We start from the raw sequence: 11851 nt of genomic DNA on the forward strand, positions 1-11851 counted from the left end.
GATGGAGCGGAACGCGGGGGCGGTGCGGGTCCGGGTGCTGGGGGCGCTCGGGGCCGAGGTGGACGGGCGGCCGGCTCGGCTGGGCGGTCCGCACCAGCGTGCCGTGCTGGGGCAACTGCTGGTCGTGGACGGGGCCGTGGTGCCCGCCGACCGCTTGGTGGAGGGTCTGTGGCAGGGGCGTCCGCCGGCCAAGGCGAGTGCCTCCCTGCAGGCGTACGTGTCCAATCTGCGGCGGCTGCTGGAGCCCGGGCGCGGGCCGCGCGAGGCGGCCCGACTGCTGGTCAGTGAGGGCCCCGGGTACGCGCTGCGGCTGCCGCGCAGCAGTGGGGCGCTGGATGCCCGGGACTTCGAACGGTTGCTGGTCCGGGCCCGCGAGCTGCGGCGCCCCGGCCCGGCCCGGGAGGGGCTGGGGCTGTGGAGCGGAGAGGCGTACGGGGAGTTCGCGGACCGGCCGTGGGCCCTCGGGGAGGTCGCGCGACTCGGTGAACTACGGCTCTCGGCACGGGAGTTGCTGATCGAGCTGGAGTTGGAGCGAGGGGACTCGGCGGTGGCCGTGCCGCAGGCGCTGGCGCTCACCGAGGAGCACCCGTACCGGGAGGAGGGCTGGCGGCTGCTGGCCCTCGCCCTCTGGGCCGGGCACCGGCAGGCGGAGGCACTGGACGCCCTGCGGCGCGCCCGTACCCTCCTCGGCGAGGAGCTCGGCCTCGACCCGAGCCCGGCCCTGGCCGACCTGGAGTCGGCCGTCCTGCACCAGCACACCGAGCTGCTGCCGCCGCGAGCCAGAGGCCGGGTCCGACTCAACGGACCGACGGGGGAAGGTGGTTCGGCCGACGGAGGTGGGACGCCAGGCTCCGGCGACGGTGCCCGGCCCGGCGGCGTGCGGAGCGGTGGCGGGGCGGGCCGGGAGACCGTGGCCGACGGCGTCCCGCTCCCGCGAACGGTCGGTACCGGCTTCGCGACCGCCGTCGCACCCCTGGCCGACCGACCGGCCACGGGCCTGCCCGGCTCCGCTGCCTCCGTCCGCCGGGACGCCGGGCCCCAGGTGGCGCCGGAGACGGTCGGAGGCGTCGGCGCGGTCCGGCTCCCCTTCTCGCCCGGTTCGGGTGGTCCCGAGGTGTTCGTCGGGCGGGAGGACGAGCTGCGCACCGTGCGCGGGACGGCGGCCCAGGTGGCCGGGGGCGGCAGCGGGGTGGTGCTGGTCAGCGGTGAGGCGGGGGCCGGGAAGAGCACGCTGCTGCACCGCCTGCGGGTCGAACTGGCCTCCGACGGATGGCTGGTGGCGGCCGGGCGGTGTCCCGAGACGGAGGGGGCGCCGGCGGCCTGGGCATGGACGGAGGCGCTGCGGGCGCTGGCGGCCGCCAGTGCCCCGGGCCCGGCGTTCGCCGGTCTGCTGGCGCCGCTGCTGGAGACCGAGGGGCCGTCAGCCGCGCCGGGCCCGGAGGACGCCCTCGCCGGGCGGTTCCGGCTGCACCGCGCGGTGGCCGACTGGCTGCGGGCCGCCACCGCCACCCGCCCGGTGGCGCTGGTCCTGGACGACCTGCACGCCGCCGACCGGGAGACCAGGGCGCTGCTCGGCGAACTGGCCACCGGCCCGGCCGTCCCCGGACTGCTGCTGATCCTGGCCCACCGCCCGGGGGAGGGCGAACTCACCGAGACGCTGGGCCAGTTGGCCCGCCTCTCGCCGCGCCGACTCCCGCTGGGCGGGCTGGCCCCGGCCGAGGCCGGGCGGCTGGTGGAGGCGGTCTGCGCGGCCCCGGTCCGACCGGAGACGGTGGCCGCGCTGGCCGAACGCACGGGCGGCAACCCGTTCTACCTCCGGGAGAGCGCCCGCCTGCTGGCCGCCGAGGGGGCGCTGGTCGCCGTCACCGAGGTGCCGCAGGGCGTCGGGGACGTACTGCGCCGCCGCTTCGACCGGCTGCCGCCGGAGACCCTGGAGGTGCTCCGGCTCGCGGCGGTGGTGGGCCGGGAGGCGGAGGTGGACGTCCTGCTGGCGGCCGTCGCCCAGCACGAGCCGCAGACCGTACGTCAGCACGCGGTGAGCGACATCCCGCAGTACGGGCCACTCACCGCCCCGCACCGGACCCAGGGCGACGAGGACGGCCTGCACGCCGCCCTGGAGACCGCCCTGGGCGGAGGACTGCTGACCGAACCCGGCCCCGGCGTGGTCCGGTTCACCCACGCGCTGGTCCGCGACACCCTCTACAGCGACCTCACCCGCCTGCGCCGCTCCCGCCTGCACGGCCGGGTCGCCGAAGCCCTCCGCACCCGCCGCCCCACCCAACTCTCGGCCCTCGCCCACCACTTCGCCCACTCCGCGAGCCCGGCGACCGCCCACCTGGCGGTGGAGTACGCCGTCCGCGCCGCCGAGGCGGCCGAGCGCCGCTACGCCCACGAGACCTGCGCCGCCCTGCTCCGCCAGGCCGTCGAGCTGCTCGACCTCGTCCCCGCCGAGCTGGTGGACCATCAGGCCCGCCGGATCGAGCTGCTCGGCGCGCTGCTGCGGGCCCAGGTGCGGGCGGGGGCGATCCGGGCCGCGCTGGCCACCCGGGCCTCCGCCATCCAGCAGGCGCGGGAGAGCGGACGGTTCGAGCTCTCCGTCGCCGCCTGGACCTCCTGGACCGAGCCGACCCCGTGGGTGGCGCACGCCTACGGCACGGTCGACCACGCCGCCGTCGAGGCCCTGAACGCGCTCCTCGCCCGCCCCGACCTGCCACCCGCCACCCGCTGCCACCTGCTCGACGCGCTCTCCTACGAGCTCGACTGCTCCGGCAGCCCGGAGGGTTGGGCGGCGGCCGCCGAGGCGGTGGCGATCGCCCGCCGGGAGGGCGATCCGGTGCTGCTGGCGCACGCCCTGGCCGCCCAGGCCCGGGTGCACGACTACGAGCTGCAGATCGAGCTGCGCACCTCGATCGCCGTCGAGCTGTCCGCGCTCGCCACCGAACACGACCTGCCCGCCTACCGCTGGCTGGCCGAGCACCTGTGGTGCACCGCGGCCGCCGTCCGCAGCGACTTCGCCGGGGTGCGTGAGCACGCCCTCGCGGGGCTGCGGATCGCCGAGGCCTACCACCTCCCCGAACTGGTGGACGTGGGCCGCTGCCAGCTCGGCATGCTGGCGCTGATCGAGGGCCGGGAAGAGGAGGCCGACGCCCGCTTCCAGGCCGCCATCGCGGGCCTGTACTCCCGGGACTCGATCCACGCGGAGGGCTTCGACGCGCTCTACCGGCTCACTCGGGCCTTCCAACGCGGCATGCTGGTCGAGGAGTTGCCGCTGATCGAGCGCGGCGCCGAGCTCTACGGCCCGCTGGTGGAGGACATCCGGGCACTGGCCCTGCTGCAGGCGGGCCGCCCGGTGGAGGAGGTGCGGGCCACCCGGGTCGAACGGCTGCCGATCCCGCCGGACTACTACCGCTCCTTCTTCCTCACCCTGCGGGCGCTCGCCGTGATGGCCCTGGACGAGCGGGAGGAGGCGGCCGGGGTCTACGCCGACCTGCTGCCGCACCGCGGCATGGTGGCCGGGGCCGCCTCCACCTCCATCGCGCTGCGCCCGGTCTCGCTCACCCTCGCCGAGCTCGCCACCTACCTGGACGAACCCGAACAGGCGGCCGCGCACCGCCGGGAGGCCGAGGAACTGATCGCCCGGCTGCCGCGGCAGGGGGCCTCCCTGGCGCGCTGACCGGCCGCAGCATGAACGACGGACGAACTCGGCAGGAACTCCCGGACAACCGGATGTGCCGTCCGCCACAGGGCCCGGGCACGCCCCCGGGGTCGCTCCGGCGGGCTGCGGAGGGCCGGATCCCGCAGGTGGGAGGCATCGATCGGGTGCGTACTGACGGTGCGTCCGATCGGGGACGCACGGAGCCCGGAGGTGATCCACTCGACGGGCGCCGTCACCATGACGCATTAGCATCGTGTCACATGGCCGTGCTGACACAGGTGACGACACCGCAGGATGAGGGGACCGGGCCCACCGCCCGGTACGTGGCGGGGCCGGTCCCCGAGCCGCGCACCCTGCTCGACGTGCTGGCGGCGACCACCCGCGCGCACCCCAACGAGCCCGCGCTCGACGACGGCGGCGCCGTCCTGACCTACCGCGCGCTGGGCGCCGAGATCGAGTCCGTGCGGCGCCGGCTGGCCGCCGCCGGGATCGGCCGCGGCGACCGGGTCGGCATCCGGGTGCCCTCCGGCAGCAACGACCTCTACGTCTCCATCCTCGGCGTGCTCGCTGCCGGTGCCGCCTACGTCCCGGTGGACGCCGAGGACCCGGACGAGCGGGCCGAGCTGGTCTTCGGCGAGGCGGAGGCGGTCGGCGTGCTCGGCGCGGGCCGCGCGCTGGCCCTGACGGGCCGTCAGCCCGGCGGCCGCACCGGCGAGGTGCCCGCCACCGGCGATGACGCCTGGATCATCTTCACCTCCGGCTCCACCGGCAAGCCCAAGGGCGTCGCCGTCACCCACCTCAACGCGGCCGCCTTCGTGGACGCCGAGGCCGCGCTCTTCCTCCAGGAGGAGCCGATCGGCCCCGGCGACCGGGTGATGGCCGGGCTCTCGGTCGCCTTCGACGCCTCCTGCGAGGAGATGTGGCTGGCCTGGCGGCACGGCGCCTGCCTGGTGCCGGTGCCCCGCTCCCAGGTGCGCGGCGGCGCGGACCTCGGCCCCTGGCTGGCCGAGCAGGAGATCACCGTGGTCTCCACCGTCCCGACCCTGGCCGCGCTCTGGCCGGCCGAGGCGCTGAACGAAGTGCGGCTGCTGATCTTCGGGGGTGAGGCCTGCCCGCCCGAGCTGGTGCAGCGCCTGGTCACCGAGGGCCGCGAGGTGTGGAACACCTACGGTCCGACCGAGGCCACCGTGGTGGCCTGCGCCGCGCTGCTGGACGGCGAGGGCCCGGTCAGGATCGGCCTGCCGCTCCAGGGCTGGGACCTGGTGGTGGTCGGCCCCGACGGACAGCCCGTGAAGATGGGCGAGACCGGTGAGCTGGTGATCGGCGGCGTCGGCCTGGCCCGCTACCTGGACCCGGCCAAGGACGCGGAGAAGTACGCGCCGCTGGAGTCGCTCGGCTGGGAGCGCGCCTACCGCTCCGGCGACGTGGTGCAGGCCGAGCCCGAGGGCCTGCTCTTCCTCGGGCGCGGCGACGAGCAGATCAAGCTCGGCGGCCGCCGGATCGAGCTCGGCGAGGTGGACGCGGCGCTCCAGGCGCTGCCCGGGGTGGCCGGCGCGGCCGCCGCCGTGCGCACCGCCAAGGGCGGCAACCAGCTGCTGGTCGGCTACCTGGTCACCCAGGAGGGCTTCGACCGGGCGGCCGCCGTGGAGCGCCTGCGGGCCGAACTCCCGGCCGCCCTGGTCCCGTTGCTCGCCCCCGTCGACTCCCTCCCCACCCGGACCTCCGGCAAGGTGGACCGCAACGCGCTGCCCTGGCCGCTGGCCGACCTCGAACCGGCGGGCCCCGTCGAGCAGTTGTACGGCACCGAGGCCTGGCTCGCCGAGCAGTGGGAGGAGATCCTCGGCGTACCGGTCGGCAGCGCCCGGGAGGACTTCTTCGCCATCGGCGGCGGCAGCCTGGCCGCCGCCCGGCTGACCACCCTGCTGCGCGAGCGCTACCCCTCGGTGGCCGTGGTCGACCTCTACCAGTACCCGACCCTGCGCAAGCTCGCCCGCCACCTGGAGCAGAGCGGCCAGGGCGACGGGAAGCAGCGCGAGATCGCGCCCGTCCCGGCCCGCGCCAAGCTGCTCCAACTCCTGCTACTGGTCCCGCTGTTCACCCTCACCGGCCTGCGCTGGGCGACCGGCCTGCTGGCGCTGGGCAACGTCCTGGCCTGGTTCGGCGACTACCCGTGGGCGCCCACCGCCTCCTGGTGGCTGATCGGCGCGGCCGCCGTCCTGCTGTTCAGCCCGCCCGGCCGCCTCGCCCTCGCGGCCGGCGGCGCCCGGCTGCTGCTGCGCGGCGTCGGCCCCGGCCGCTACCCGCGCGGCGGCTCGGTGCACCTGCGGCTGTGGACCGCCGAACGCCTCGCCGAGGTCAGCGGCGCCACCTCGCTCTCCGGCTCCTGGCTGGTCCGCTACGGCCGGGCGCTCGGTGCCAAGATCGGCGAGGACGTCGACCTGCACTCGCTGCCGCCCGTCACCGGCCTGCTCAAGCTCGGCCGCGGCGCCGCCGTCGAGGCCGAGGTCGACCTCTCCGGTCACTGGCTGGACGGCGACCGGCTGGAGATCGGCGCCGTCAAGGTCGGCGCCGGCGCCGTGGTCGGCACCCGCTCGACCCTGTTGCCCGGCGCCAAGGTCGGCAAGGGCGCCCAGGTCGCCCCCGGCTCCGGCGTCACCGGCCAGGTCCCCACCGGCCAGCGCTGGGCCGGCGCACCCGCCGTCAAGCTCGGCAAGGCCGAGCGCAACTGGCCCAAGCAGCGCCCGCCGCGCAAGCCGCTCTGGTCCGCCCTGTACGGGATCAGCGGCCTCGGCCTCACCCTGCTCCCCGTCCTCCCGCTGGCCGCCGCGCTGCTGGTGACGGGTCAGTTCGTCCACCCCGGCGACGGCCTCCAGGACGCGCTCACCGGCGCCCTGCTCGCCCTCGTCCCGGCCACCCTGGCCTACGGCCTGGTGCACGCCGGGCTGCTGCTGGCCGCCGTCCGCCTGCTCTCGATCGGGCTGGAGCCGGGCGTCCACCCGCTGCACGGCCGGATCGCCTGGCAGGCCTGGACGGTCAGTCAGCTGATGGACCAGGCGCGGGAGATCTTCTTCCCGCTCTACGCCGGGCTGATCACCCCGGTCTGGCTGCGCGCGCTCGGCATGAGCATCGGCGCCCGGGCCGAGGTCTCCACCGTGCTCGCCCTGCCCAGCCTGACCACCGTCGGCGACGGCGCCTTCCTCGCCGACGACACCCTGATCGCCCCGTACGAGCTCGGCGGCGGCTGGCTGAAGATCGGCCAGGCCGAGATCGGCAAGCGCGCCTTCCTCGGCAACTCCGGGATGACCGCCCCCGGCCGCGCGGTCCCCGACCGGGGCCTGGTCGGCGTGCTCTCGGCCACCCCGAAGAAGGCCAAGAAGGGCAGCTCCTACCTGGGCATGCCGCCGGTCAGGCTGCCCCGCTCGGCCGACCAGGCCGACCAGAGCCTCACCTACGACCCGCCGGCCCGCCTGCTCTGGGCCCGCGGCCTGGTCGAGGTCTGCCGCTTCGTCCCCGTGGTCGCCTCCACCGGCCTGCTGGTGCTGGTGCTGGCCGCGCTGGCCGGACTGGCCGGGGCGCTGCCGCTCTGGGCCGTCGCACTGCTCTCCGGCCCGGTGCTGATCGGCGCCGGCCTACTGGCCTGCGCCGTCTCGGCGGCCGCCAAGTGGCTGCTGGTCGGCCGCTTCAAGGCGGTCGAGCACCCGCTCTGGAGCGGCTTCGTCTGGCGCAACGAGCTGGCCGACACCTTCGTCGAGGTGCTCGCCGTGCCCTGGCTGGTCGGCGCCGTCCCCGGCACCCCGGTGCTCAACCTCTGGCTGCGCTCGCTCGGTGCCAAGGTCGGCCGCGGCGTCTGGTGCGAGAGCTACTGGCTGCCCGAGGCCGACCTGGTCACCCTCGGGGACGGGGCCACCATCAACCGCGGCTGCGTGGTGCAGACCCACCTCTTCCACGACCGGATCATGCGCATGGATACTGTGGTCCTCCACGAGGGGGCCACCCTGGGCCCGGGCGGCATCGTGCTGCCCGGCAGCTCGGTGGGCGCGCGCAGCACCCTGGGCCCGGCCTCGCTCGTGATGCGGGCCGAGTCGGTGCCGGCGGACACCCGCTGGCTGGGCAATCCGATCGAGGCCTGGCAGTCCTGACGGTCCGTCTGGAGCAGGAGCGTACGAAGCGTTGAGTCCCAAGCAGGCGCCGGCCACCGGTGTCGACCCGTACTTCCCTGAGCACGGGGACCCGCGCTACCGGGTGCACCGCTACGAGCTGACGCTCGACTACCGGCCCGGGCCGAACCGCCTCGGCGGCTCGGCCCGGATCCTCGCGGTGGCCGGCGGCTCGGCACTGGCCGAGTTCGCGCTCGACCTGGCCGACTTCCGGATCGGCCGGGTGCTGGTGGACGGCAAGGCCGCCCGCTACACCCACCGGGGCGGCAAGCTCCGCATCCGCCCGGCCAAGGCGCCGGCGGCCGGAGCCGCGTTCACCGTCGAGGTGCACTACACCGGCAACCCCAAGCCCGTGCGCAGCCCCTGGGGCGGGCTCGGCTGGGAGGAGCTGGAGGAGGGCGCCCTGGTGGCCAGCCAGCCCATCGGCGCCTCCTCCTGGTACCCGTGCAACGACCGGCCCGCCGACAAGGCGAGCTACCTGATCTCGATCACCACCGCCTCCCCCTTCACCGTGGTGGCGACGGGCCGGCTGCTGGCCCGCACCAGCCGCTCCTCCTCCACCACCTGGGTCTACGAGCAGGCCGCCCCGACCTCCAGCTACCTGGTCTCGGTCTCGGTCGGCCTCTACGAGACGGTCCGGCTGGTGGAGGGCGGCGACCCGGGCGAGACCCGCCGCTCGGTCCCGCAGACCGCGTACCTGCCGCCGCGGCTGCTGCCCGAGTTCGGCACCGACTTCGGGCGCCAGACCCGGATGATGCACCTCTTCGAGGAGCTCTTCGGCCCCTACCCCTTCGGCGAGTACGCGGTGGTGGTCGCCGACGAGGAACTCGACGTCCCGGTCGAGGCCCAGGGCCTGGCCACCTTCGGCCGCAACCACCTCGGCGGGCAGCGCGGCTCCGAGCGCCTGGTCGCCCACGAGCTGGCCCACCAGTGGTTCGGCAACAGCGTCACCATCGCCGACTGGCGCCACATCTGGCTGAACGAGGGCTTCGCCAAGTACGCCGAGTGGCTCTGGGCCGAGCACTCCGGCGGCCGCAGCGCCGCCGCCCACGCCGCCTCCGCCCACGCCCTCCTCGCCGGCCAACCCCAGGACCTGGTCCTCGGCGACCCCGGCCGCCGCCTCATGTTCGACGACCGCCTCTACCAACGCGGCGGCCTCGTCCTGCACGCCCTGCGCGCCGCCGTCGGCGACCAGCCCTTCTTCCGCCTCGTCCAGGACTGGGCCGTCCTGAACCGCCACGGCGTCGTCTCCACCACCGACTTCCTGGCCCACGCCGACCGCTACGCGGCAACCCCCCTCGACACCCTCTTCGACACCTGGCTCCGCCGCCCCGAACTCCCGCCCCTGCCCGCCCTCCCGCCCCCGCGGCCGGCACACCCGCCGCAGGTGTAGCGGACCGACGCACCGACGACGTGAGGTCCCGCCCGGCCGCGACGGCCGGGCGGGACCTTGCGGTCACCGAGAGGGGCTCAGTGAGATTGCCCCGGCACCGCGCGACACCGGCGGTTGCCGTCGCCGTCGTTGCCCCCTCCCTGGTGCTGTTCGGCAGGGAGTCTGATCCGGGCCCTTCACCGGCACCTGGAAGCTTGCGCACCTCGACGACGCCGAACCCGGAATGTTCGTTACGCTTGGCGGTTACCACCGTTCGGGCAGGCCCTGCACGACCTACATCGCGTTCGCCGCGAGCGACGGTGAGCCGGTGCTCTCCACCACGGTCCACCGACCCACCCGGCCGCCGTTCCGGAGGGTCGGGCTGACGCTCGGTCAGACGGTGACGGGCTCGCGGGGGGTGGGGGCGGGCTGGTCGGTGCCGTGCTCGATGTTGAGTTGGGGGAGGAGGCGGTCGAGCCAGCGGGGGAGCCACCAGTTGGCGCGGCCGAGGAGGGTCATGGTGGCGGGGACCAGGACGAGGCGGACGACGGTGGCGTCGACGAGGACGGCGGCGGCCATGCCGACGCCCATCATCTTGACGGTGACGTCCGGGTCGAGGGCGAAGCCGATGAAGACGGCGACCATGATGGCGGCGGCGCTGGTGATGACCCGGCCGGTGGCGGAGAGGCCGCGGACCACGCTGCCGTGCGGGTCCTTGGTGACCAGCCAGTCCTCGCGGACGCGGGCCAGCAGGAAGACCTCGTAGTCCATCGAGAGCCCGAACAGCACGGTGAACATCAGGATCGGCACCCAGCTGGAGACCGGCACCGCGTGCGGCAGCCCGAGCAGCTCGGCGCCGAGGTCGGTCTGGAAGACGGCGGTGGTGACGCCGTAGGCGGCGGCCACCGAGAGCAGGTTCATCGCGGCGGCCTTGACCGCCAGGACCGGGGCGCGGAACAGCAGGGTGAGCAGGATCAGCGAGAGGGCCACCACGAAGGGCACCACCACCCAGAGCCGCGAGGCCAGCCGGTCGGAGATGTCGGCGAAGGAGGCGACCACGCCGGTGGCCTCGGCCCCGGCGGGAAGGACGCCGCCGCGCAGGCGGTCGAGGAGTTCCTTGGTCTTGACGTCCTGCGGTCCGGTGGTCGGCTGCACGGTGAGGACGGCGGCGTCCCCGGCCCGGTTGACCACCGCCGGGGTGACGGCGGCGACGCCCGGGGTGGAGGACAACGTGCCGGTCAGGGCGGGGAGTTCGGCGGAGGGCAGGGTGCGCAGGTCGACGGCTATGACCAGCGGGCCGTTGGCTCCGGGGCCGAAGGCGGCGGCGGTCAGGTCGTAGGCCTGGCGGGTGGTGTGGTCGGCGGCCTGGCTGCCGGCGTCCTGCGGCCAGGTGCGCATGCCGAGCACCGGCGCGGCCAGTGCGAGCAGGACGACCAGCGAGGCCAGCGCGCCGGTCAGCGGGCGGCGGCCGATCAGCCGGGCCCAGCGTTCGGTGCGGGTGGGCTCCGTCGAGCCGGTGCGGGGTGCGGTCACGGTGCCGGGCTGCCAGCCGAGCCGTTCGGCCTTGCGCAGCAGCCGCGGCCCGGCCATCGCGCACAGGGCCGGCACGAGGGTGAGCGAGGCCAGCATCACGGCGCCGACCACCACGAGGGTGGCGTAGCCGAAGGAGGAGTAGACGGAGAGCCCGGCGAGGCGCAGGCCGAGCAGGGAGACCAGGACGGTGGCGCCCGCGATCACCACCGAGGAGCCGGCGGTGGCGGCGGCCTCGGCGGCGGCCTCGCGGGGCGTCAGGCCGCGGCGCAGGCCCTCGACGTGACGGCTCACCAGGAGCAGCGCGTAGTCGATGCCGACGCCCAGGCCGACCATGGTGGCCACGGTCGGGGCGGTGGCGCTGATGTCGGTGACGGCGGCCAGCAGGGTGGTGAGCGCGGTGCCGAGGCCGAGCCCCGCGAGGGCGACCAGCAGCGGCAACCCGGCAGAGACCAGGGTGCCCAGGGCCACCACCAGGATGATCAGGGCGGCGATCACGCCGACCATCTCGGCGGTGCCGTCGGGGGCGGAGAAGTTCTCCGGCAGCTGGCCGCCGAAGGCGACCTGGAGCCCGGCGGCCTCGGTGGGCGCGGCGGCGGAGCGCAGCGCGTCCAGCCCCTCGGAGCCCTTGAAGTCGGTGACGGGGACGGAGTAGTCGACCTGGATCAGGGCGGTGGCGCCGTCGCCGGAGACCACCGGGGCCGCGGCCGAGGCGGCGTGCGGGAGGGCGGCCAGCCGTCCGCGCAGCTCGGCCAGCGGCTGCTCGGATATCCGCTGCCCGCCCCGGTCGTGGACGACCACCCGGGCGCCGGCGCCGGAGAGCTCGGGGAAGCGTTCGCGCAGCAGGTCGGCGCCGGCGGTGGAGCGGGTGCCGGGCACCCGGTAGTCCTCGCGCGGCTCGCCGCCGAGGGTGCCGGCCAGGGTGAGGGCGAGGGCCAGCAGGAGGAGCCAGCCGAGCAGGGTGCGCCAGGGCCTGGCGGCGGCGGAGCCGCCGAGGCGGCCGAGGAGTGAGGACATCGCGGTTGCCTTCCGGCGGAGTATCGGTCAGGGCCAGCCTGGGGCGCGCGACTTGGAGCTCACTTGGGGTGGTTCGTGGCCGTCCTCCAAGCGACTGGTCCGAACGGAGTGTCAGGAACG

4 protein-coding genes are annotated in these 11851 nt (G+C 75.5%); 3 read left to right on the forward strand and 1 reads right to left on the reverse strand.

Annotation, left to right across the window (positions count from 1 at the left end):
- Position 1 precedes the first annotated feature (1 nt).
- The 3 genes from ACWCYY_RS00840 (at position 2) to ACWCYY_RS00850 (ending at position 9205) form a co-directional block, all read left to right on the forward strand.
- Positions 2-3673, forward strand: a complete 3672-nt coding sequence (locus ACWCYY_RS00840) for a BTAD domain-containing putative transcriptional regulator (RefSeq protein ID WP_449794677.1) — start codon at positions 2-4, stop codon at positions 3671-3673.
- A gap of 242 nt (positions 3674-3915) precedes the next feature.
- The gene (locus ACWCYY_RS00845) at positions 3916-7794 is read left to right on the forward strand and encodes a Pls/PosA family non-ribosomal peptide synthetase (RefSeq protein WP_449794678.1); all 3879 of its coding nucleotides are present in this window, start codon (positions 3916-3918) and stop codon (positions 7792-7794) included.
- A 31-nt stretch (positions 7795-7825) separates the two neighbouring features.
- A complete protein-coding gene (locus ACWCYY_RS00850) occupies positions 7826-9205 on the forward strand; it encodes a M1 family metallopeptidase (protein ID WP_449794679.1) in 1380 nt (459 codons plus the stop codon).
- A gap of 372 nt (positions 9206-9577) precedes the next feature.
- Here the strand turns inward: ACWCYY_RS00850 and ACWCYY_RS00855 are convergent, their stop codons facing one another.
- On the reverse strand, positions 9578-11731 hold the full coding sequence (locus ACWCYY_RS00855; RefSeq protein ID WP_449794680.1) for an MMPL family transporter: 2154 nt from the start codon (positions 11729-11731) through the stop codon (positions 9578-9580).
- Between the last annotated feature and the right edge of the window lie 120 nt (positions 11732-11851).

It is taken from the genome of Kitasatospora sp. NPDC001664 (assembly GCF_053596675.1).

Coding starts and splice junctions, on each gene's coding strand:
- ACWCYY_RS00855 (WP_449794680.1), bottom strand. CDS start 11,731: ATGTCCTCACTCCTCGGCCGCCTCGGCGGCTCCGCCGCCGCCAGGCCC.
- ACWCYY_RS00845 (WP_449794678.1), top strand. CDS start 3,916: ATGGCCGTGCTGACACAGGTGACGACACCGCAGGATGAGGGGACCGGG.
- ACWCYY_RS00840 (WP_449794677.1), top strand. CDS start 2: ATGGAGCGGAACGCGGGGGCGGTGCGGGTCCGGGTGCTGGGGGCGCTC.